Below are 22,863 nucleotides of genomic sequence, written 5' to 3'. Positions count from 1 at the left end.
CCGTCATCGAAGGAGCCCCCCACGGCCTCCTATGGACCCACGCCCAAGAAGTCAACAACGCCCTCCTCACCTTCCTCACCAAGTAACAACCCACCGAAGGCATCAGGAGAGCGGGAGCCGCACCTGCGGACAAGGCTCTGCCCGCAGGTGCGGCCACCACGAGGGCATCGCCGACGAACCCCGGTCTGTGCACTGCTGAGCATCAGCGCATGCGCTATTGCGCAACTTGTACCGGCGCACGGCGCCTAACGTCCGTCCCCGTGGACACCACACCACCCATGACATGGAGTACGGCATATGACCAGCAGTTCCCAGCCCGCGATCAGCGAGCCGCAGACGACGCGGCAGCCCGCACGGCCGAACTCGGGGACGACGGCACCAACGACCTGCTGGTCTCCCAGGTGATCAGGACCGGTGAACTGCAGGCGTGGTTCCTTGCCGAGCACTTGGTCGACACACCACTCGTCCATAGGTGACCTTCGCCCCAATTTCTCCGTAACCCCGCTCCCTCTGGGGAATGTGCGCACTGGTGCGCACCGCGTCCCTTGGACGCGACGCAGGAAGAGACCCCGCCGGTGAACCGTTTGCGGTGTGCGCCCGACCGCGTGGCTCTCGGCGCAGAGGCCGGAGCCGGCAGCCACGGGAAGTGCGCTATGCAGTGGGGCCGCTCTGTCTCGTTCCGGCGAAGTCCGCACACACCGATGTCCCGACCCACCGACCCGTACGCAGCTCCAGCGGGCGCGGGTTCGCAGTACTGCAGCGTTGAGAGGAATCCGATGGCAGAGGCAGCCGCAGTTCTTGCCCGCTTCACCGAACAAGTGCTGGGCGTCCCGCTGCCTGTGGGAATCCGGCTCTGGGACGGGAGCAGGGCCGGACCCGAAGACGGGCCCGCGTTCGTCCTGCGCGACCGTGATGCCCTGCGGCGTCTGATGTGGCGCCCCGGAGAGCTGGGGCTGGCCCGCGCCTGGGTGGCCGGAGATCTCGAGGTCGACGGAGACCTGTACGAGTTGCTCAACAGGATCTCGACGCTGCTCTGGGAACGCGAAGAGCAGGGCGGCCGCACGGCGGTGCTCCGCAGACTGCTGAGCGTGCTGAGCACACCCGACAGCGTGCGTGCACTGAGCCGGACGCTCAGCCTCGCGGGCCGCGGGCTCCCGCCGTCACCCCCTGCCGAAGAGGTGCTGCGCCGTCGCGGGCCGGTGCACAGCCTGCGCCGTGACAGGGAGGCCATCAGTCACCACTACGACGTGGGCAACGACTTCTACTCCCTGGTGCTGGGTCCGTCGCTCGTCTACTCCTGTGCCTACTGGGAGAGAGAACCATCGGCAGGTGACAACCTGGAGCAGGCACAGGAGGCCAAGCTGGACCTGGTCTGCCGCAAGCTGGACCTGCGCGAGGGACAGCGGCTGCTCGACGTGGGATGCGGGTGGGGCTCGCTGGCCATGTACGCGGCCGAAAACTATGGCGTGCAGGTCGTAGGGGTCACCATCTCGGGCGAGCAGGCCGCGTCGGCACGCGCGCGTGTTGACGCGGCGGGGCTCGGCCATCTGGTGGAGATCAGGGTGCAGGACTACCGGCAGATCGAGGACGCTCCCTTCGACGCGATCTGCTCGATCGGTATGGCCGAGCATGTGGGCAGGGAGCGGTACCGCGCGTACGCGGATGTCCTGCACGGACTGCTGAAGCCAGGCGGGCGACTGCTCAACCACCAGATAGCGCGGCGACCGGTGCGTGATGAGGGGGAGTACCGCATGAACGCCTTCATCGACCGGTATGTCTTTCCCGACGGTGAGCTGGCTCCCGTCGGCTCCACTGTGTCGCTGCTGGAGGAAGCGGGTTTCGAGGTGCGCGATGTCGAGTCTCTGCGCGAGCACTACGCCCTTACGCTGCGTGCGTGGGTGGCCAACCTGGAAGCGCGTTGGGACGAGGCGGTCCGGCTGACCTCGCCCGGGCGGGCCAGGGTGTGGCGCCTGTACATGGCGGCCTCGGCCGTCGGGTTCGAGAACAACACGATGGGTGTCAATCAGGTACTGGCGGTCAGGACCTCCGGTGCCGGCCGGTCCCAGATGCCCTTGCGCAGGGACTTCCTCCTGCCCTCAGCGGGCTGAGGTTGCTTCACCGGGCCTGTGGGCGCTTGTCCGGTGGCCCTCCACGGATGCCCCGATGCCGCCGAGATCGCGCCTTTGCCCGACAAATTCCCCGGTAGTCGCACGGGGGGGCAACACTACGCGTAATAATTCGCCCCGGGGGTGACCCCGCATTGGCGGGAGAAAGCCCCGGGGCGACCGCACATTGGCGGGAGGAGAGAAGGGCGTGCTCACCGGCGAATCGAACTAGCCGCCTCGTGCCGGTCGGGCATACCGTCGCACCCCCACCGGCCGCGGAGTTCTCCGCGGCGTAGATCAATCAATGACAGTACTTCTTCATGAGCCTGCGTGCCACCTCGGCACGGACCTCGCCCTCTTTTCGGTGGACATGAGCAATTGCGAGCCCCTCCCTGGCCTCAGCCCGGTCTCTCTCGGTGGTAGCAGCAGCGAGCTTCTTCTTCCACGCGCGTATCCATCGGTCGTAATCCGGGAACTTGCTGACCTCGGCTATGAACCTCACGGAGGCGACCCCGCACCGAGTGTTGGCTGAGGTCGCGGTCGAGTCGGCGTTCGCGGGTGCTGCGGTGACGAGAACCCCCGCAGCCGCCACGAGGGCCGCTCCTGTCACTATCTTCTTGCGAAGAGCAAACATGTGTGTTGTCTGTTCCCTTTTCGAGGCAAGAGCTGCCTGCACCTCATGCCGGATTGGCGTCGAGTACGTCGCATACATGCAAGTGGCAACCGGGCGTACGGCCGCGGCGGGAGTCACCCACATATGCAGTCGCGCCGCGATGGCCCTCAGCCACCCCCACGGGCAAATAGCCGACACGGTTCACCAGGAGAGAGGGTGTGAGACCGACCTCGTCCGACCCTGCTGCGTTCGAGGGTCCGGCACAAGCACCATGCAGAGAGGCGCAGTTGGTGTCAGCGACCCGTTTCCACGTAAGCGGCTCCCCGGCGCCTTGCCCCATGCGGTTTACGGAATGAGCACTACCTTGCCCCTGGTGGTACGAGACTCCAGTGCGGTGTGGGCGGCTGCGGCGTCGGCCAGCTCGAAAGTCTGCACCGTGGGGCTGAGCCGGCCGGCGACCGCTGCCGCGAGTGCCTGCTCCTCCAGCGCGCGCACGCCTCCAGGCCGGCTGTACATCTTCGGCCCGACGGCAAGTTCCGTCGTGATGCCACGGTCCGCCAGCTCCTCGGGGGTGAAGGTGGTGAATTGCCCCCACTCGGACGCCCATCCGTAGAAGAGGTGCCGTCCCCTGCTCCAAGGAATTCCGCCACGGAGCGCCCGAGTCGGCCGCCCACGCCGTCGAATACCACGGTGGCGTCGCCGGTCCCCAGCGCCGCGCGCAGTTCGTCCTGCCAGCCCCGGGCGCTGTAGTCGACACCTGCTCTCGCGCCCTGCCGGCGTGCGAGCTCTGCCTTGTCCGCACTGCCGGCCTGGCCGATCACCGCCGCTCCGGCGTTGTGCGCTGCCTGCACCAGCAGGGTGCCGATACCGCCGGCCGCTGCGGTCACCAGGACCACATCGTCCGCGTCGAGTCCGGCCTGTTCCAGAATTCCGACAGTCGTGCGGCCGGTGCCGATCATGGCAACCGCTGCGGACTCCGACAGCGTTTCGGGCAGTTCATGCAGTGACGACACCTCGGCCAGGGCGAGTTCCGCATACCCTCCGGACCTCTCGTGTCCCAGGTAGGCCACCACTCGACGGTTCTTCCACACCGGATCCACGCCGGGCCCCATCATGTCGATTCTGCCTGCCGCTTCACGGCCTGGGGTCATGGGCAGCGCCGGTAGCGGCATACCGAGTTCGGAACCGGCCCTGAGGACGATGTCCATGTTTACCGTGATGCGTGCAGCTTTGTGTCCCTCGGGTCGCTCGGCAACGGGCTTCCCAGCCGATCGGCGGTTCTCGCGGGATCTCCGGGAGTCTCGGGATGCACCGGGAGGTGAACCGAAAGGTTCGCTGCACGTAGGTCCCGGTAGGGAACCGGCGATGGGCCTTGAAGGCCGGAAGGGAACGCCCGGCGGAGCAGCACAAGGGCTGGGTGGCGGCGCGCGTTGATACCGAGTCGGGGTGGCAGCACCGCTGACCACTGCTGTGAGAGTCGAAAGCCGAGGACGCGATGCGCGACGAGTACGAGCTGAAACCACCGGCGGCCGTCCTTCCCGCTGTTCTCCGCGGAGACACGGCCCTGTGGGAAGCTTCGCCCGCCGGGCCGAGCGGTGAGTACAAACGGCCCGGAACGGCGGCGGTCCACGGCACGAGGGACGACGGCTGATGCGGCGCTGGACTGATGCCCTCGGACGGCTGCGGGGCAGGGAGCGCAATGGCAGCGCCGCCACGCCGAACCGGCAAGGACCGAGCGGGATACCTCAACGCCCGGTAACCGGGGAGGCGGACGGCTCCGAGCCGGTGCTCGTCGTGGATGAGGCCGTGGGAGTGCGGCTGATTCGCTCGGCACAGGAGGCCGCGCCGGAGACCGGCGGCCTGTCGTGGCGGGCGTTGCGCGGCGATCCGGGCACCATCACCCTGCTGTTCGGACCTGCCGCGGCGGCCACGCCCGTCCTGTGGCCCCGATTGGGCGACGTACTCGACTCCCTCTCCGCAGCCCGGGTCCGCAACGTACGGCTGACCCTCACCGGCGCGGCGGCGCAGCCGCCCGGCCACCCGGCGCTGGCTCAACGCATCGCCGACGCATGGGAACTGGACGTCACCGCCGCCGACGGCGCTGTCATTGTCGTCCCCGACGGCTCCCTCTTCACCCGTGGCGACGGCCCCGGCCCGCACGACGGCTGGCGCCGCTTCTCCCCGGGCGTGGACCCGTTGCCGCTCGGACCCCGTGATCCGGCGCCCTCGTGGCAGGGCGCGTTCAGCCGCCTGCCCCGGTACATCGACGAAGACTGTGCCGTGGACGACATCCCCGCGGGCGTGCTGGTGCGGTACCGCCAGGACCCCGAGCAGCGTCCCGGCGACCTGTCCTACGCGGTTCTGCCTGACAAGCGGCGACCGTTGGTCCTGGTCGGCGCCTCCCGCGGGCGTGACGTTCCCGCCCAGGCCGTCGCCGCGTTGCTGGCCACGCTTCCCGCCGATGCGCGGGCCGAGGTGTGCATTGCGTCCGGCGGGCAGCAGGACGTCCTGCCGGTCGCCCAGGAGGTGTCCGACATGCTCGGCGCGGAGATCGACGTATTGACGGGTCTGCCGCTCCTCACCGACGGCGGGGAGGCGTACTCGGATACAGGGTTCACCGTGCCGGGCGGGCCGGGCGCACCGGTCGTGCGGCCCTCCGTGGAGACCGTGCGCTGCCGCCCCGCCCCGGCCGCTGCGCCCCGCGCGCCGTTCCCTCCCCGGCCGGCCGGGGAGGGAACGGGGCAGGGCGGGAGAGCGAGCGAGGAGGCCGCGGGGACGAGGCACCTGGAGAACGGTGACGGAGAGGAGAGGGAGCAAGCTCCGGCGCTGCGGCCGACTTCCGGGCTACCGGTCCGACCAGTGCCCGTCCCCAGCCGGGCTTCCCTGTCTTCCCCGACACCGCTCCGGTCCGTGGAGACATCCGCTCGGCGGACGGCCGCGCCGGACATCGCGCCGGACGCCCTGGGCGTCCCGGCCGGTGGCTCTGTGACGGAGAGCGGTCCCGTCGCTTCCGCGCACCCGCCCGCTGGTCCCGCGACGCTCCGCGAAGCGGTGGCCGAAGCGGTCCCGGAACCGACCGGCACGGTAACCGTCCCGGCCTCTGTCCCGGCGCCGCCCGCCGCAGCGGGACAGACCCTCGCTGCCGAGCGGGCCGAGCGGGCGTCGGCTGCCGGAGCGCCGTCACCGCAGGGCCGGGAAAGCGCTGCGCAGCAGAGCGCTGTGCCACCACGCGCACCGGGGACCGTCGCAGCGCCAGAACCCGCCGGTGTCCAGGGCCGGACCAGCACACTCGCCCCGGCGCGCCTTCCCGAACGGTCCCCAACGCCCGTCCCGGGGCAGGTCCCCCCGTACGTTCTGCGTCCACCCACTGAGGAGGACCGAGCAGCCTTCCGGGAACTGGTGGGTGCCGTGTGGAGTCGGCACGCCGCCGCCGTCGCCCGCGCCCTGGTACACATGCCCGCCCTGCGTGGCACCGGGCAGGAGGAGGCGATCTGCGATCTGCTCGCCGTGCAGGTCTACCTCACCGCGCCCGAACAGGACCCGCTGTCGTCCCACACCCTGGATCATGCTCTGCGCACAGGTGACACTGCGCTGCGGCCGTACGCCGTCTGCCTGGCGGCGGGACTGCGCAGGCTGCCCGCTCACCGGGGCGCGGCGGTGCGCGGCCGGAGCGCTGCCAGAGTCAAGACGCCACCGACTGCGGCACCGGACACGCTCTTGTACGAGTCGGCCCCGCTCGGCGCCCTTGCGTTGTCGGCCGGCCGCCGCACGATGCCGGACACCGGCTACGCGATCTGGTCCCTCACGGGCCGCCGGGTCCGCTCGCTGCTGGGCGCGGCCGGGTCAGCCGCGTCGGCGGACCCGATTCTCTTCCCGCCCGGCACCGCCTTCGAGGTCCTGGAGACCAGGACCGGGGAGGGGGGTTCCGGTTCTCCCCTGGTGCTTCTACGGGAGCTGCCCGGCCCGGTGACGGAGCGGGCGGAGCAGGGTACGGGCCTGCCTCGTGCCGAGGATGCCGGAAGGACCGCACTGACCCGGCTCGGCCAGGCACTGAACCACGCGGGCGGCGCCCGGCCTTCCGGGGAGGGACGGCAGGCGGGCGACCATGGCTGGCCCCGGCACTGCGCGGGCCCGTTCGGGGCCGGTCTCGCGCCCGGCCCGGTCACCGGTCGATCGGAGTCCTGACAGGCCGGGGCGCCGCCGCTCACGCTGATGACGTACTGATGTGTGCCGCGGTACCACCATGTCCCGGACTGCGCGCGATGGTGAGCGATGGTGCGCGGGCTGCGCTTCAGGAGCATGTGCCCTGCCGGTGTCCGTCACACAGGCCCGCGTATGTGGAGGCCGCGGCCATCGCTGCCGAGGGGCGAGGGACGGGTGCCCGGGACAGGCGCCTGGGATCAGGTGCCTGGGATCAGGCCCGGGATCACGTGATGAGGATGCCGCCGTCGACGTGGAGGTCGTGGGCGTTCATTCCGGCGTTGCGCAGCAGGAAATCGGTGGCGTCGGCTATCTCGTCCATCGTCACCAGGCGCCCGATGGGGGTGCGCGAGGCGTGCGGGTGATCAGTGATATGACGCCACTTGGGACTGTCCCCGATGAGAGCGGGGTGCAGCGCGTTGACCCGGTGGGGGGCGAGTTCGGCGGCGAGGGTCTTCACCAGACCCGAGAGGCCGGCGTTGAAGGTGGTCACCATGGTCGAGCCGGGGTAGGGGCGCTCCTTGGCCAGGCCGCCGAAGACCACGACGGAAGCGGCCGGAGTGAATCGGTCGCTCAGAGCGCGGACTGCCTCGGCGTAACCGACCAGCTTGATGGTCACGACTCGGACGGCGTCCGGGATGCTGAAGTCGGCGAGCGTGTTCGGCACAGGGTCCATGGCCGTGACGACCAGGTGGTCGACTTCGGCGATGCTCGCGAGGGCGGCTGCGATCGTCTCCGGCTGGGAGAGATCGAGGGCGAGGCCCCGGGTCGTGCCGCCGATCTCGGCTGCCGCCGCTTCGGCCCGCGCTTTGTCGCGGCTCGTGACGACGACAGAGTCGCCGCGGTCCGCGAACCGCTGGGCGATGACGCGCCCGAGTCCGCCGCTGCCGCCGATGACGATGGACGTGGTCATGCTGTTGCCGCCTTTGTGTTTTGGAGCGTGTTGAGAGTGGTGTGAGCCCGACGGCTCATGGCCGGAATCGCGTCGCGAAGGGGCTGGGGAAGCTGAGCCAGGATCATCGACAGCTCCTCGGGGGCAGCGACCAGCTCCATGAATGCCACCTGGAGGTGGGCGCCCGCCTGCGGGGCGCTCGCCATGACCTCTCGCGCGAAGGCCGACCAGTCCTCATGGGACATGTGGGTGCGTAGCGCGGGCAAGAGGATGAGCTCCTCGTGCTCCAGGTGCACGTGTACCAAGTCGCGGACGGCGACTGCGGCATCGGCCAGCGCGGCGCGGTCACGGTTGTCCGGGACCGGGGCTGCGGCCAGCGCGTCCAGAGCCGCGTCGAGCTGGTCGTGCTCCTGGCTGAGATCGGTGAGCTTCGCTGTGACGTCAGGGTCGGTGGCGCTGAGCAAGGGCCACAGAACGCTGTCTTCGGTCTGATGGTGGTGATGCAGCGCGGCGACCAGGAAGTCCCGCAGCTCGGTGAGTTCTGCCGCTGGAGTCAGGGGGCGGGCCGCGGCGTCCGCGAGCAGCGACGTGGCAGCGCGGTGTACGTCGTGGATCACTCGGGTTTCTGTGACGGCGAGAGGATCGGCTTCGGTATTGGGCACTCGATCGGTTCCATTCCATGTCGCCAGGGCCTCGGAAGGTCTCCAGGCAAGCTAATGACCAAGTGGACAGTAACGCTTGTTAAGGCCTACTGTCCACCCGTACAGTAAAGTCATGGCGAAGTCCCCCAGCCCCAACGAGAATCCGCCCGCCCCGACGAGGGGCGACCGGCGACGCAACCCCGAGGCCAGCCGCGCAGCCATCCTGCAAGCCGCCCGGGAAGCCTTCGCCGAGCACGGCTACGCGCGGGCGACCATTCGCGACATCGCCCGTCGGGCCGGCGTCACCCACGGCCTGGTGATGCTGCACTTCACCTCGAAGGAGCACCTGTTCCTGTCCGCGGTACCGGGCACGCGCGACCTCAACGACGTCATGGCCGGAGACCCCGCCGCCCTGCCGGAGCGCATCGCCGCCGCATTCGTCGACCGGATGGAGAGCAACCCCACCGGCGACCCGTTCGTGGCACTGCTGCGCGGTGCCGCCTCCAACGAGACCGCCGCCACCCACCTCTACACCGTCATGCAGGCACAGAGCACGGCCGTCTACCGCACCGCACTCACGGGCGACGACGTGGACATCCGGGTTGGCCTCCTCGCCGCCCAACTGATCGGCGTCACCTTCAGCCGCTACATCGTCAAGACCGGTCCCCTCGCGGAGATGACGGCGGACCAGCTACGTGACCGTCTGGGCCGCATCCTGCGCCACATCCTCTTCGGTTAGGTTCTGTACCTCGGATCTCCTGACGAGGGCCGACGGCTGCCCGTGGTGGCGGACTTCGAGGAACTGGGCGAAGCCGCCGGCGAACGGGGTGTCGGTGGCAGGTGCCTCGCCCGCCCGCAGCGTCCCTGTCCCCGGCCCCGAGTCGAGCCGGGCAACCCATCGCCGTCCCGGTACGCCAGGACGACGACGTGGAGGAGGGACGAAAGGACTCCCGTGAACCGTCTGTGGCCAGAGCACGTTGTGCTGTACGACGCCCGAAGCGGACGGACTGCGGGCCCGGCTTGACCGGCTCGTCCGGGCCCTGGCGGCCTCCTCGATTCCAGGGCCGGATCATGCGCCGGCGGGCGTGCTTCCCTCCCAGCCGGTCCTCGCTCTCCGCTTCTGTCGGCCCACCACGATGACCACGAGGAGGAGCCCACGATGCGTCCGATCGTCGCCGACTTCACCACCGCGGTCGGCCTGTCGACCGGCACCACTGTCGACCTTCGCGGATGCGCCCGCGCTGCGGCTCACCTTTCACTGAGTGCGGGCGGGTCGGTCAGCCTGGATTTCACGGTGCGGGAGTGGCCTGCCGACGGGCTCAGTGTCACCGTCATGGCCGCGCCGGCCGCCCTGCAGGAGCCGGAACGCACCATGGCCATGGTGGAGGTGGCGGTCAACGGCAGGGCCGTGACCAGGCAGGCCGTGTCGGCCGAACCGGTCGCCACACCTCGCGACATGGTGTTCGCGGTGCCTGGCAAACTGCTGAGGGCCGGCGCGAACACCGTACGGCTGGGCAACTCGGAGGGGCCGTACCCGGTGCTGCGGCTGCTGAGAATTGTTCTGGCTCCGGCGACGCAGGGTTGAGCCCTCTCGCCGCTCGCTGAGGCAGGCGCGGAAGACACGTGTATACGCGGTACCGACGAGACGACGGCAGGATACGCGCGTCCGCCGAGTCGGCCGTAACACCTTTGGCCGAAGTGCTCGGCGGCGCTGGGGAACTTGTCCGGTTCTTTGCGACGCCACCCGGTGGCCGGGCCGTCCCCGGAGTGGGGGATTACACCCGCCGTGCGAATGGAACTCGGGAGGTCGCCCGCGCGGGTTCCCCGGCCCGGCACGCTCGACCCCCCGACCGGACTACGGCGTGGCGTCGCCGGGGGAGTCGCCGTAGAGGCCGTTCAGGTCCTCGGGGTCGGAACCGAGCCCCAGAGCGGGAAGGGGCCGCCTCCCGGCGGCACCGCGGAGGCCGTCGTGCTTCCACACGAGCTCTTCCCGGGGCGACGCGAGCCACAGGGTGATGCGGTGTTCCTCCACCGGCGCATCCTTGTCCTCGTCCTCGTAGTCCCCCAAGCCGTAGTGGTGCGCGTGGGCGTCCGCCCGGCCGCGAGCGGATGCCCGCAGCCGGTACCAGCCGGGCTCGGGAAGCCGGAATTCCAGCTCAGCATCTCCGTCCGCCAGCGTTCCGTCCGTGATGAGGAGGCTGACATCCACCACAGCTTCCCAGTCCAGCGGCTGTGGTTCTGGAGCGGAGTCGAGCAGTTCGACTGTCAGGCGTAGGTCCCCGTGAACGGTGCCCGTGATGAGTTGGATGCCGTCCGGGACGGCGGCGACCAGCCCGTTGGACAGGTCCGGGAGATCCATCAGATTCGATCTCCAGGGACTTTCGTGGAAGCTCGGCCCGAGCATGGTGCAGAAGCCGTACCAGGCCGGTATTACATCTTCGTAGAGAACTGCCATGTGTGTTTCTCCCCTTGACGTCTTCCGTCTCGCGGGTCCGCGTGGACGGGTGTTGCGGCCAGGACTACGTGGCGGAGCAGGCCGGCGGCCGACGTGCGCGCCCTGCTTCGGCCGCGCCGGCGCCCTGATGCCCCGTGCGACGGCCCCGTGGCACCGGCAGCAGCGGCCGCGCCCGGGCAGGGATGCCCCGGCGCCGAACAACACAACGGAGACAGCACCCACGGGGTTCAGCTGTTCCGGGAGCTGAACGGAGCTGAACGGAGCTGAACGGAGCTGAACGGAGCTGAACGGAGCTGAACCGGCGGGGGGAGCGGGGAAGCGCCCGTCCGCCAGGGGCGGAACGCCCGGCACCGCTGCCTACGGTGCGCACAGTCCATACGGTGCGTGAAACGCAGGCGGTGCGTCGGGGAGAGCAGCGGGCGCCCTCGGTGTCACGGGTGCCGTGTATGTGAACCGCGCTGGCGGTGTCCTCGTTCATCACAGGTGAAGAGGTACGGCACTCCTCACCGTGCCGCGGTCTTCGGCGTGCTTTCGGAGCTCGGGGCCGTGACACGGACAGGGGGGATTGAACGGAGATCCGAAGGACAGGCAATACCAAATAGGGCGTGTGCTCGGCGGGACTGCCGCGGGGCGGCCGTCACCGGCAGGAACAGCCGCAGCCGTACCCTCCGTCGCGGGCGGCGAGCGGGCGGGAGGTCGTAGGTGCAACCCCACGTCATCATCGGTCATCATCCGGAACTCGGCATCGTTGCTGCGGACTGCAGCAAGAGCGCGGCAGTTGTGGGTCTGCTCGAAAGGCTCGGCTTCATCGCCGTGCCGCGCAAAGCCGTCTACGTACTCCGGGAAGTCGACAGGAATCCCACCGCGCGCACCCGGTCCGCTGTGGCGCGACTGCGGGACGAAGGACTCAAGGTACAGACGGACTGGCTCTATGATCCACTCCGTCACTATGCCTGAGAGTATCCCGGGCGCGCCGAATCGATCGGCGTTACGGTCCATGCCGTCGGCCACCCCGATGTCACCGACCAGCAGGGTGACTTCGGCCAGTCCGAGGAGGAGGTGCAGACAGCGGGGCCCTGAAGGCGGCGTACAACCCGCGCGCACACCTCGACTGCGGACTTCCGGCGCGTGCCTGTGGATCATGGCCGGGTGGCCGCCGACGTGCGGCTCGGGACGGACGGTCAACCGCCCGCGAGGACCGAGCGGTTCAGGTCCTCGGCCAAGGCGTGGCGCCCGGGCGCCGGCCAGGACGGTAGGGCACGCGTCCACGGCGGTGCCCGCCGGGCGGCTTGCCCTGGATGCAGGATCCCGGCTTACCGACCCGGAAGGCACCGCGTGTCGGGCAAGTGCCCGTGCGGATCAGTTAAGCGGGTCGAGGGTGATGTACGCCTTCCTCGGGTTGGCGTCGTACACCAGCGACTCCTGGTTGCCGACGTCGTCGAAGGCGAAGGCATACGCCCTGCCGTCGACCATCTGTGCGTGAATCTTGCGTGCGTACTGGTTGCCCCCTGCGTCCTGGTAGGAGTCGCCGGACGAAGCGTCGGCCCCGGCGGAGCCGTCCAGCAGCGAGGCACGGTTGTAACCCGCGCACAGTGTGCGCGAGATGGGGCCTCTCACCTGGTCGTTCGGAGCATCCAGCTGTTTGTGGCAGTTGAAGACCGAGTCGGCGTCGGGCTTCTTGAAGGACGTGACCACCTGCCCGGAACCATCGGTGAAGTTCATCGAATCGCCGGAGACCCTGCCGTAGTACTTCACGCCCGGCCGGTCCGCGAAGGGTGCCACTGTCAGTGTCGAAGTCGAGTACTTCGTCCACACCTGGTTCACGTGGTCGTCCACGACACTGTTCGACAGGACGCCGGTGGCGACGCCGTGGCCCGGTGCCAGGGCACGCAGGACGGTGCCGTCGGACCGGGTCTGGACAAGGCCGCCCCAGCCTCCCGGCTGGTTCCTCAGAGAGTCGAAGAAGCCCCGATAACCGCCGGGCTTCAGGCGGCCGGTCCGCTTGATGCTCCCGTTGGCGCGCATCACGCCGACGGCATACGGGGCGGAGAACATGTCGACCTGAGTACTGTTGAGCCACACCCCGGAGCCGTTGAGCGTGTACTCGGCCCAGTTGAACAGGGTGTCGTTGTTCGGGTCGTTCGGATTCTGCACCGCAGGCTGCACCAGGCCACCGGTAGTCAGCCTGAAGTCGAGCTTGCGGCCGTAGGAGAAGTAGACCCGGCCGGACAACTTGGGCAGGCGCAGGGTGATCGACTGGCCGTTCCGCGGTCCGGCGATCGACGCATCAGGTGCTGCGGTAGGTGTGTCACCCCCCGTCGGCCAGGGATGGAACGTGCCCTGCGCGTCGGCCCAGCCCTGCTGGCCCGTCGCCAGTGAGGTGCCCAGGACGTAAACGTAAACCTGCTCGCCGATCCCGGAGTTGTTCCTCAACTTGAGCGGGATGGCGTCCGGCACCGCGGCCGCGGCCTGTACTGAAGGCGATGCGACGATGTGAGCGCCGCCGGCGCTCACGGCCAGGATCGCGGTGACTGCCAATGCCCTCAGCGATCTCTGTTTGAAGTCCAATGGTGTCCTCCTGAGCGGATGTTGGGACGGGACTGAGAGCCGGGGCGGTGTGCGTAGCACCTTGTCCGCCTCCGGCCTGCCATGGGCGACCGAGACGCCCACCACCGCATAACGCGGCGACTGCAGAGGCGGTTCACCCGTGCCGGAACCGGGCCCCGGTCGGCGCGCCGTCCCGTGCGGCCGACGGCTGAGCACTGGCGGGCCGCCGAAACCACCGCCTGCGCACACCGCCCGCGAGTGCCGTGGCGCACCGCCTGCGTACACCGTCGGCGCGCGCGAGCCCGGAGCCGCCTCGGACCCCGCAGCCGGATCTTTCCCGCATGTCCTCATCGGTTGAACCGGGGACATCTTCCCGCCGTTGAGGCTGACACAGGGGACGTGACGATTCGGAAGGAGTTCCTTGTCCAGGGGTCTGTACCGCGGTGACCTGCGGCGGACGCGACCGATCACGGTGAAAGCCGGAGAGCGGGTCCGTTCCGTCGGGGGCAGCCCGGAGACGCTGCGGGAGCGCTGCATCCCGCCGGTGCGCTGTGCCGAGCACAGCGCCTTCTCCGTGCGCTGTGCCGCTGTGACAGGCGTGGTCTGACATGTATTTGCCGCAGTCGTTGGACGGGTTGTCGTTTGCGCTGCTGGGCGAGCATGTGATGCAGGCGCACCCGGACAAGGCGCTGGAGTTCTCCCGGTTGTGTGGGTGGGCCTCGGTGCGGGTGCGGGAGCTGGCGGGGTCGCTGGGCGAGGCTGAGGTGCTGGCGCGGGATGCGCTGCCCGAGCAGGTGGCGGAGGCGTTCGCTGGGGTGCTGTCGACGTTTTCGGGGTCGTCGGGGGTGGGGTACCTGCCGAAGTTCGCCGATGAGCTGGAGCGGTTGCAGCAGCAGTTGGCGGAGATCTCGATGCAGATCGAAGAAACCCATCGGATGCTGCTGGCGGAATTGCTGCTGCTGGCGGCGGAGCTGGCGTTCTTGGCGGCATCGGTGTTCTACACCGCGGGCCTGTCGCTGGCGAAGATCGCGTTGGCGAAAGCACGGTCGCGGGTGCGGATCCTGACGATTTTGGCTGCGCTGTCGTCGCTGGGGTTCTTGGTACAGCCGATCGCCGAGGGTCTTCAGGAGCTGTTCCTGGGGCTGTTCGTGCAGTTGTCGTCGATGTGGTTCAACCCCGATGACCGCAAGCGGACCCACCTCGACGGCAGGCAGCTGGCCATGGACTTCACTCAGGGCCTGCTGGGGGGCATGTTCGGGTGGGGGCTGGACAAGCTCTTCGCCCCGGTACTCAAGCCGTTGAAGAATGTGCTGGGCACGTGGACGTACAAGGGGATCGAGGGGCTGGCGCAGTTCCCGATCGGCGGTTTCAGCGAGTTCGGGGCGGAGTTCTTCAACAACGGTTTGTGGGACGGCAAGTGGTCCGCCGATGTGGAAACGCTGCTGGGCGGGGGGCTCAGCTCGGTGGTGACCTACGCTCTGATGGACGGCATGCACGAGTTCACCACCTGGCTCAAGAGCACCAGCCAGGACTGGTTCAAGGGGTTCGGCAAGGACAGCCGCCTGGGGCCGCACAACACCGCGTCCTTCGATGATGTCGATCGTTTCGGTTTCAGCCCGCTTGGTGGGCCAGTGGTGCCGATGGTCACCCCGTCCCCGCCGGTGACCAAGCCGGACAAGCCCCTGCACCTGGTCACCACCAGCCCGCCGCCGGTCAACCCGCCCGGTCCGCCGCCTGCTTTCTATGGTTCCGGTTCCGATTCCGGCGCGTTCAAGACCTGGGATACGGGTGTCGGTCCGGGCAAGCCGTTCACCGCCGACGGGCCGGGCTTCGACGGGCCCAACCGGGTGCATTTCACCGAGCCGCCGCCGGGGTATCACACCCTGTCCTCGTCCCCGCCGCCCTACCGGCCCGTCCCCGGGCCTGCCAACACCGCGCCGGTGCTGCTGGGCGGGATCCTCGACGACGGCACCGCCGACCCCTTCGCCACCTCCGACACCGGCAAGGGCACGGGGAGCGTCGACCCGTACCGCGTAGCCCCCATCACCACCGGCCCCAGCACCGGGCCGACTGCGGAGACCCTCGACACCAACCCCCTGCCCAGGCCCCTGCCCACCACCGGCGGAGGGCGCGATGGTGCCGTCAACCCCTACGACCTGATCGACCTCTCACCCGAGACCGGGATCGATCTGGGGGACCAGGTCCTGGCCGAGGACCCCTTCACCCGCGACGTCGATCCTCACCTCACCACCGACGTCCCCACCACCACCGACATCCCCGCCGCCGACGTTCCCACTGCGGCCGGGCCCACCCGAACGACCGGATCGCCGTCCGTCGACGCTCCGGCTGTCGGCTCGCGTTCTGCCGATGGTGCTCCGGCGGCCGAGAGGCCGCACGCCCCGCGCACCACCACCGACACCGTCACACCCCCCACCACCGACACGGAACACACCGGTACCAGCGGGGCCGCAGACCCCGCTCCCGGGACCGCAGGGCCGACGGCTACACCCACGGCCGCCGACTTCGACGCGGCCCGCCAGCACACACCGCCCGTCCGGCGTGAGCACACCTGGCTCAGCCCTGGCCCGGTCGATCCGTTCGCACCCGACCATGTCAAGCCCGAACTGGTGCCGGTCCACTCCGCGTTCGACGTCCGCCGTTTCACCCACGACGGCCAGCCCGTCACCAACATCACCATGGAGGTCCAGCTCGCCGGTGCCGAGGACCTCACCTCCGCCGAACTGGACGCCGTGTGGCAGCGCATCACCGCAGGTGTGGACCGGCTCAACGCGGCCGGCTACCGCACCCCCGCCGAAGACCGCCTCCACCTCACCGTCACACCCGCCACCCCCAACACCACCCCCCACCTCACCCCCCGCCTGGCCGGCCCCGACTCCGGCCAGGAGATGACCCACGACACCTGGCGCACCGACGCCACCCCCGACGACTACGCCTGGTACCTCGGCAAAATCGCGGGACTCGTCCACCGCGCCAACCCCAACAACCACCCCTTCTACCGACCCGAAGTCACCGACAGCTACACCCTCCAGCCGCCCACCCCCCTACCCACCAGCACCAGCACCAGCGACGACACGACCACATCCACCTCCCAGCCCGCCCGACCCGTCCACACCACCTCCACCGATCTGCCCACCACCCAGCACCCCGCTCAGGCCACCACCCCGGACCCCGCCCCGGCCACCGCTTCACAGTCGACCTCGTCCAGGTTCTACCCGCCGCCGCCGGCACTGGACGAGGACGATGACGCGATGAGCGTGGACAGTGATCCCGCGCCCGGCGCGGTCCTGGCCGACGCTCTGCGGCGGGAGAAGAACCTCGACGGGGTGGTGCGTGATCTGCTGGTGTCGTTGTCCGGGGTGACGGTGGTCGTGGATGATGCGGCGAACTTCGGTCATCAGGCGGCGGCGACCATGTTGATGGATTCGTTGCAGGAGTTGGGCTATTCGGGGCGTATCACGGTTATTGCTCCGGAGAGTGTGCGTGACCGGCTCGGGATGCTGGTGCCGGATGCGATGAACCAGCGGATTGACTGGCGGACGGGTACGTTCGACTCGGAGTCGCCGCAGCCTGACTCCCGGCTTGGTGGTACTGCACCTGCGGGGGAGTCGCTGGTTCTGGTGGCGGCGAGTGACCGTCTTGACTCGGATGCGGAGACGGCCAAGGGTTTCCTGGATTTCGTGGGGGCTGATCGGGCGGTTGTGCTGAAGCCGTATGCCTGGGGCGAGTCGCGTCGTCTGTTCTATAGCCGGTCCGGGCCGGATTCGGCGGTTACGGTTCATGACCTGGAGGACGGCGGGACGGGTACTTCGCCGATTCCTGGCAGTGCTGTGTACCGTTTCGATGTTCCGGCTCTGTCCGGGCCTGAGCTGGACGCGTTGATCGATACGCAGGTCGGTGGTTCGCGTGGTGAGGGTCTGCGCGCTGTGACGGACGCGGTGCGCGGGGGCTGGGCCGATCTGATGCCGGTCTACGGGCTGCATAATGTGGCTGCCCCGGGCCGTGCCTCGGCTGTGGGTACGCTGGCCGCAGGGGTGCACGCGGCGGGGCTGGGCAAGCCTTCGGTGGTGTTGACGTTCGGTGATGCCACGGTGCCTTTCGCGCCGCGTCACATCGCGGACTGGCTGGTCCACGCCGGTCTGGGTGAGGCGGACCTGGCAGAGCGGATTGCTGGTCTGGGGCCGGACCAGGTGCTGGTCGTGAATGGCGGGCGGCTGCCGCAGGATGTGTTCCGGCAGGTGTATCAGCTCGGTTCGCTGCCTGCTGTCCTTGAGGGTGCCAACACCAGCAATCTGGTGCAGTTGCTGGGCCGGTCTTTCTTCTCGGTACTGACCAACCACACGCCTTACGACCGGCTCGATCCCGATGCCGCTGACCGGCTCCAGGGTGTCACTGATGCGATCGTCGGTGAGAGTGAGTGGGGTGCCGGGCTGGAGGATGCTGCGGGGTGGGAGGAACTCCAGGCGGCGGACACCGCGTTGTCGGTGCTGCGTTCGCTTCCCGCGCAGGACGGTGGCCGGCTTCTGACGCAGGACGAGATGCTGCGGCTGACGGAGGTCCTGTCGACGGAGCAGATCACCGAAATCCTCGGGGACGGGGATGACACCGTCCAGCGGATGGTCGGCTACGACCCCAATGACATGCGGCAGTTCAAACGGCAGATGCGGGATCCTGCTGAAGTGGTCGTCACCAGTGACCAGGTGATGCGGCTGCAGGAGGCGGTCGATGTCTACCGCACCGGGCAGGAAGCGGTCGTCCGGGACGCGACGGCCGGGTACTCGGTGGCGCCGCGGCCGGAGCAGACGCAGACCGTCGCTGCCGCGATCAGGGAGTCGCTGACTGAAGGGACCGCACTTCACACCTACTTCCAAGGACTCGCCGCGCAGGCCCGCGACCCCCGTAACGACCAGGTCCTCCAGGCCCTGCGCTTCGTCCTCTCCACCACCCCGGACCCCGCCCCGGCCACCGCTTCACAGTTGGCCTCGTCCGGGTTCTATCCGCCGCCGCCGGCCGGTGAAACGTATTCGGATGTCGGCGCCACCGCTGACGGGCCTACGTTCGGTGAAGTGTCTATGGCGCCTGCGGTTGGTGAGGGTGCGGGTGATGGGGGTGACAGTGACGAGGACAGTGGTGACGAGGGTGGTTTGTTCGCGGTGCCGTTGCGGCCCGGTGGATGGGTTGCGGCGGCTGAGGTTTCTGTGGAGCCGGAGCGGTTGTCGATAGATGTCGCGGAGTCTGTCGATGCGTGGGTCGCGGTGTCGTCGCCGGATTCGTTGGCGGCTGCTGGGGCGCGGCTTTCGGATGTGCTGCCTGAGGAGAAGTGGTGGCAGCTGTTCATTGATCCCAGGGATCATGAGCGGGCGCTGACGTTTCATGCGGACGATCCCGGAAGTATTTACGAGGGTGAGCAGTCCCCGGGGTTCCGGCAGGGGATGATGGAGGCCTACCGGGTGGCGTTGGATTCTCCGGCCGGGGTCAGTCGGCGGATGAATGCGATGCTTTACCTCGGTCTGCATAATCTGGTGATTGCTCATCTCAGTGCGAAGCCGGGCTGGTCCGGGGGGCAGGAGACGAGTTTCCCTCTGCGGCATGGTGATCTCAGCGAGGATATTCTCCAGGAGGGGCTGGACGGGCGTCCGCTGGTTCTTGACCTGTCCACCTATGACCCGAATATGCCGACGACGGCTATTACCGGGCTGGACCGTCGTGACAGGGTGCTCAAGACGCTCTACCGGAAGAGTGAAGCGCCGGGACTGGTGGACGCGGCTTTCGACCGTTACTACGACGAGATTTCACGGGCGGACGGTGATTTCGGCAAGCTCGCCGCTATCAGCAGGGTGGTCCGTGCCTTGCAGGTGATTCACCCGTTCAAGGATGCCAACCGGCGGGTCAATGTCCATTTGCTGCTGCACAAGCTGTTGCTGGAGCAGGGTTTCGGGCCAGTGGTCACCACGGACCTGGCAAGGCTGTTCCAGGGCGGCTTCTCAGCGGAGCAGATGGCCAGGACCTTGAGCCGTCACACCACGCCGCTGTCCCCCGGCAGCGGGCACGCCACGTCATCCGCGCCCGCCCCGCAGCCGACCGGAGAACTGGACGCCGTCGGGCCGGTCGTTTCTGCGGTGTCTGATATGGCGGTGGCGCCGTCTGTGGGTACGGGGCCGACGATGGTGTCGCCGTCTTTGGTGGCTGTCACTCCGGGGCAGTGGGAGTCCCGGAGGGGTGATGCGCGTCCGGCGCTTTTGCGTACTGAGCGGTTTGATCCGAAGGCGGACCCGCTCGCGTCCGGTCGGCGGGGTCTGCTCAATGGCTGGGGCACGCTGATCCGTACGGACATCCGCCATATCCAGGCGGACAATGGTGCCTGGGTGCGGAGCCTGACGGTTGAGCTGCCGGTCAGGGTGGGTGAGGGTGGCTTCGAGGAGGGCAAGCTTGCTGCTCTGGAGGAGCGGATCCAGGGCTTGCTCGACGGGCATGTCAACGCTGGTTTCAGGCTGCCCAAGTCTGGTGATCAGCTGCATGTTGAGGTGAAGCTGACCCCGGCCAGGAAGGATGATCCGTATGCGGTGCATGTTACCGTCTCGCCCGATCCGGGCCGTTCGGACCAGCTGCATTTCCACTTGCGTGAGAATGCCACTGCCGCCCAGCAGGTGCGGGATTCCGCGACCCTGCTTCATGAGATCCTGCACTACGCCGGTCTGAGTGACCGTTACCGCGACAGTGATTCACTGTTCCGCCGGGGTCCTGGCAAGGGCGACACGGCTGGGGTCATGGCGGATGTGAGTGTGCTGCCCGACGGCACGTTCCCGCTGGAGTACCTGACCGAGATCGAGAACACGACCGATTCCGGCCCGGTCGTCTACGACCTCCCGTTCACCACGCCACCCGCGCTTGCCCCGCAGCCGGCCGGTGAAACGCAGCCGGATACCGACGCCACCGCCGACGCAGTCATCTTCGGTGAAGTGTCTATGGCGCCTGCGGTTGATGACGGTGCGAATGCGCTGTCGGGTGTCGATGTGGTGTCGGCGGAGTTGGCGTTTGGTATGCCGCGGGGGAATTATGGGCGGTTTGCACGGCTGGCCCGGGAGCGTCGCCTGCGGATTTTGGTGCGGCCGACGAATGCGGAGGCTCCGGGGTGGCTGGAGCGTGGGGCGCTGCCGAAGCCGAAGGACATCAAGGCGAAGACGATCAACCGGGTGGATGTGCATCTGGGGGCCGCCCGGGGGCATGTGGGGCTGGTGGGGTTTTTCGAGCCGCGGATGCCGGAGCGGGCGGGTGTCGAGGACGCCGAGTCGGGGCTGTGGGAGCGGATTGAGCAGCGGTTCCGGCAGCGGTCGGAGGAGTTCGAGGCGTTGGGTCCGGTGATGGGCCGGCTTGCCGAGGAGGGCAGGTTCTTCGTCAAGGACGGGCTGGTGTATGGCTTGGACGCGGCCGGTGAGCGTCGGCCGATCACGGGCGACCATGACGTGTTCGATGTCACCACCCCGGGTGGGTCGGAGTTGACGCCCAGGGGTTACGGGAGCCTGGTCGAGACGATGATGGCCTCGGACATGGCGGTCATGCACGGTGCGCACATGTACTGGCCCGGGCCGCGCTCGCCGTTCAGCGAGCAGATTTTCATCAGGATTGTGGAGAACCACCGGCCGGGTGGGGAGCCGTTGTTGGAGTTCCGTCCGGATTCCGACTCCGCCGTCCGGGTGTGGGCCGAGGGCCGCGCCGTGTCGGCGTCCGGGCGGTTGGCGGACGCGCCCGTCCCGCCGCCGGCCGGTGAAACGTATTCGGATGCCGGCGGCACCGCTGACGGGCCTACGTTCGGTGAAGTGTCTAAGGCGCCTGTCGTGGAGCGGTCCAGGGGAGCGTCAGCGGGCCGTGTTGGTGGTTTGCGCGGGGGGTCGCCGGATACGGCTGTGGATCCGTTGGCGGCTGGTTGGGTGATCGGTCGTGCGGTGACGGTGGAGGGGCCGCGTCGTGGTGGTCTTGTTGAGGTACCGGTGTCCCAGGTGCCTGTCCGGGCGGGGAAGCTGCGTGCCGGTGGTGTTCCGGAGCGGTGGTTCACGTATGTGCGGTCCTCTGCGTCTCGTTCTGTTCCGTTCAGTTATGAGGTCAGTGACGCGGGCCTGGTGAGGCTCAGCGTCCCCGGTGGGGAGGAGCTTTCGCCGGAGGGCTGGACGAGGTTCGGTGACGATTTCATCCATCTGCCGTCGGGTGCTCTGCTGCGGGGAGACAGCGGCTGGATCGGCCGGGTGGGGAATCTGGACACGCTCGGGGATGCCATGGGTTCCCTGGATCCCGGGGCCGCTCCGTACACGCTGGTGGCGGGTCCGTCGGATATGTACCTGGTGCCGGTGGTGGAAGGCGACGCGGCAGTGCGTATTGCGTTGCGGGACGACGTGGCGGGCTCTTCTTCTGCTCTCCTGCACTTCCAGCCGGAGGACGATGCCGACCAGGCCGGCCTCGGGGACAGCGTCCAGTACGGCGAGGACATGGGCGGCGCATCGCCGGCACCCAATCTCGACTCGCGGGCCGCGGAATCCGACAACGACTCCGCGGCCGGCTCCGCGGCGACCGAAGACGAGTCGGTGCCCGCGGCAGTGGAAGGGACGCCGCCGGGGATGTATGAGGCTCCTCGCTGGACTGGGCCGCGTGCGGTGGAGTTCGAGGGGGCGGCGCTCGTGCTCCAGGAGCCGGAGGGCGGGGGTGAGCGTTTTGTCGAGGCGCTCGTGCTGGCGGCGCGTTCCGTTGTTGCGCCGCAGGGATTTACCGGGGATGCCCGGCTGGTGGCCGCTTTCTCGGGTGATCTGCCGCCGGCGCAGGCGTCCGAGGTTCTCTACGCATGGGCGGAGAAGAACCTGCGGGAGGACACCGTGGCTGGCGAGGAGCCCTTGCTGGCACTGGACGCGGTGGTGACCACCGCCGAACTCAGGGCTCTCGGCGTCAGCCAGTCGAAGCTGGCACAAGCCGCGTTGATGGGAGACAGCCTGCGGGTCTCGGACATCGGGCTGAGCCGCATGGAGCAGTTTCGTGTGTTGGTGCGGCGGTCTGGCGACGCCCGCTCCGGAGTGGTCGCACGGACGGTGGCTGCCATGGCCGTCGACGAGCTCGGCATCCGGCTGGCCCTGGCCGACGCCGGAAATCCCGGCGGCGACATCACCTGGACCGGGTCCGAGAGCGGCACACCGGTCCTGGTCCTCCGCGACGGCGATCACTATCTGGCCGCGGTCCCGGCATCTTCGGGGCAGGCTGCCGGGCCGGCGCCCGAGAACCCGCCCCCGCCTGCAGAACCCACTGGTGTCACCGGCACCTCGTAGGACTCCGTTAGGTTGCTCTGGCTCTTGGGTTCTGGCTGGTGGTGGATGTTCTGGGCAGGGGGCGGTGGCAGGTGGTGCAGGTGCCGG

At 68.7% G+C, this 22,863-nt stretch carries 13 protein-coding genes and 2 pseudogenes; 8 read left to right on the top strand and 7 right to left on the bottom strand.

Features of this window, described 5'->3' with window-relative positions; translation table 11 throughout:
* Window positions 1–338: 338 nt before the first annotated feature.
* Together ACFYWY_RS36960 and ACFYWY_RS36955 are read left to right on the top strand one after the other, a co-directional pair.
* Window positions 339–476, top strand: a pseudogene (locus ACFYWY_RS36960) (DNA starvation/stationary phase protection protein); the annotation flags it as partial.
* Window positions 477–776: 300 nt separating this feature from the next.
* Window positions 777–2,108 (top strand): class I SAM-dependent methyltransferase, encoded by a 1,332-nt coding sequence (locus ACFYWY_RS36955; protein ID WP_389195514.1) that lies wholly within the window; start codon window positions 777–779, stop codon window positions 2,106–2,108.
* Window positions 2,109–2,406: 298 nt separating this feature from the next.
* Here the strand turns inward: ACFYWY_RS36955 and ACFYWY_RS36950 are convergent, their stop codons facing one another.
* From ACFYWY_RS36950 to ACFYWY_RS36940, 3 genes and pseudogenes are all read right to left on the bottom strand, one after another.
* Window positions 2,407–2,817 (bottom strand): hypothetical protein, encoded by a 411-nt coding sequence (locus ACFYWY_RS36950; RefSeq protein WP_389195511.1) that lies wholly within the window; start codon window positions 2,815–2,817, stop codon window positions 2,407–2,409.
* Window positions 2,818–3,063: 246 nt separating this feature from the next.
* Window positions 3,064–3,213, bottom strand: a complete 150-nt coding sequence (locus tag ACFYWY_RS36945) for a zinc-binding dehydrogenase (protein WP_389195508.1) — start codon at window positions 3,211–3,213, stop codon at window positions 3,064–3,066.
* A gap of 104 nt (window positions 3,214–3,317) precedes the next feature.
* Window positions 3,318–3,926, bottom strand: a pseudogene (locus ACFYWY_RS36940) (zinc-binding dehydrogenase); the annotation flags it as partial.
* 442 nt (window positions 3,927–4,368) lie between these two features.
* Here ACFYWY_RS36940 and ACFYWY_RS36935 point away from each other — a divergent pair.
* On the top strand, window positions 4,369–6,903 hold the full coding sequence (locus tag ACFYWY_RS36935) for a hypothetical protein (protein ID WP_389195505.1): 2,535 nt from the start codon (window positions 4,369–4,371) through the stop codon (window positions 6,901–6,903).
* 241 nt (window positions 6,904–7,144) lie between these two features.
* Here the strand turns inward: ACFYWY_RS36935 and ACFYWY_RS36930 are convergent, their stop codons facing one another.
* Both ACFYWY_RS36930 and ACFYWY_RS36925 read right to left on the bottom strand, forming a co-directional pair.
* Window positions 7,145–7,831 (bottom strand): SDR family NAD(P)-dependent oxidoreductase, encoded by a 687-nt coding sequence (locus ACFYWY_RS36930; protein WP_389195502.1) that lies wholly within the window; start codon window positions 7,829–7,831, stop codon window positions 7,145–7,147.
* Window positions 7,828–8,472: a hemerythrin domain-containing protein gene (locus ACFYWY_RS36925; protein WP_389195499.1), complete on the bottom strand. Its 645-nt coding sequence runs from the start codon at window positions 8,470–8,472 to the stop codon at window positions 7,828–7,830. Before ACFYWY_RS36925 ends, ACFYWY_RS36930 begins: the two co-directional genes overlap by 4 nt.
* Window positions 8,473–8,584: 112 nt before the next feature.
* Here ACFYWY_RS36925 and ACFYWY_RS36920 point away from each other — a divergent pair, with 112 nt between their 5' ends.
* A complete protein-coding gene (locus ACFYWY_RS36920) occupies window positions 8,585–9,190 on the top strand; it encodes a TetR family transcriptional regulator (RefSeq protein ID WP_389195496.1) in 606 nt (201 codons plus the stop codon).
* Window positions 9,191–9,610: 420 nt separating this feature from the next.
* The gene (locus ACFYWY_RS36915) at window positions 9,611–10,036 is read left to right on the top strand and encodes a hypothetical protein (protein ID WP_389195494.1); all 426 of its coding nucleotides are present in this window, start codon (window positions 9,611–9,613) and stop codon (window positions 10,034–10,036) included.
* 270 nt (window positions 10,037–10,306) lie between these two features.
* Here ACFYWY_RS36915 and ACFYWY_RS36910 read toward each other — a convergent pair whose 3' ends face one another.
* On the bottom strand, window positions 10,307–10,906 hold the full coding sequence (locus ACFYWY_RS36910; protein ID WP_389195492.1) for a hypothetical protein: 600 nt from the start codon (window positions 10,904–10,906) through the stop codon (window positions 10,307–10,309).
* 702 nt (window positions 10,907–11,608) lie between these two features.
* Here ACFYWY_RS36910 and ACFYWY_RS36905 point away from each other — a divergent pair.
* Window positions 11,609–11,863, top strand: a complete 255-nt coding sequence (locus tag ACFYWY_RS36905) for a hypothetical protein (protein ID WP_389195489.1) — start codon at window positions 11,609–11,611, stop codon at window positions 11,861–11,863.
* 402 nt (window positions 11,864–12,265) lie between these two features.
* Here ACFYWY_RS36905 and ACFYWY_RS36900 read toward each other — a convergent pair whose 3' ends face one another.
* Window positions 12,266–13,474: a beta-1,3-glucanase family protein gene (locus ACFYWY_RS36900; RefSeq protein ID WP_389195486.1), complete on the bottom strand. Its 1,209-nt coding sequence runs from the start codon at window positions 13,472–13,474 to the stop codon at window positions 12,266–12,268.
* Window positions 13,475–13,874: 400 nt separating this feature from the next.
* Between ACFYWY_RS36900 and ACFYWY_RS36895 the strand changes: the two genes are divergently transcribed.
* Window positions 13,875–14,060 (top strand): hypothetical protein, encoded by a 186-nt coding sequence (locus ACFYWY_RS36895; RefSeq protein WP_389195483.1) that lies wholly within the window; start codon window positions 13,875–13,877, stop codon window positions 14,058–14,060.
* Window position 14,061: 1 nt separating this feature from the next.
* A complete protein-coding gene (locus ACFYWY_RS36890; RefSeq protein WP_389195480.1) occupies window positions 14,062–22,776 on the top strand; it encodes a hypothetical protein in 8,715 nt (2,904 codons plus the stop codon).
* Window positions 22,777–22,863 lie beyond the last annotated feature (87 nt).

Source organism: Streptomyces sp. NPDC002870, assembly GCF_042888505.1.
In the GTDB taxonomy this organism is placed as follows: domain Bacteria; phylum Actinomycetota; class Actinomycetes; order Streptomycetales; family Streptomycetaceae; genus Streptomyces.
This window is presented reverse-complemented; position numbering and strand designations above follow the sequence as displayed.

Excerpts from the sequence above, each read along its gene's own strand:
- ACFYWY_RS36955 (WP_389195514.1), top strand. The coding sequence starts at position 777 with ATGGCAGAGGCAGCCGCAGTTCTTGCCCGCTTCACCGAACAAGTGCTG.
- ACFYWY_RS36915 (WP_389195494.1), top strand. The coding sequence starts at position 9,611 with ATGCGTCCGATCGTCGCCGACTTCACCACCGCGGTCGGCCTGTCGACC.
- ACFYWY_RS36950 (WP_389195511.1), bottom strand. The coding sequence starts at position 2,817 with ATGTATGCGACGTACTCGACGCCAATCCGGCATGAGGTGCAGGCAGCT.
- ACFYWY_RS36935 (WP_389195505.1), top strand. The coding sequence starts at position 4,369 with ATGCGGCGCTGGACTGATGCCCTCGGACGGCTGCGGGGCAGGGAGCGC.
- ACFYWY_RS36890 (WP_389195480.1), top strand. The coding sequence starts at position 14,062 with ATGTATTTGCCGCAGTCGTTGGACGGGTTGTCGTTTGCGCTGCTGGGC.
- ACFYWY_RS36930 (WP_389195502.1), bottom strand. The coding sequence starts at position 7,831 with ATGACCACGTCCATCGTCATCGGCGGCAGCGGCGGACTCGGGCGCGTC.
- ACFYWY_RS36910 (WP_389195492.1), bottom strand. The coding sequence starts at position 10,906 with ATGGCAGTTCTCTACGAAGATGTAATACCGGCCTGGTACGGCTTCTGC.
- ACFYWY_RS36920 (WP_389195496.1), top strand. The coding sequence starts at position 8,585 with ATGGCGAAGTCCCCCAGCCCCAACGAGAATCCGCCCGCCCCGACGAGG.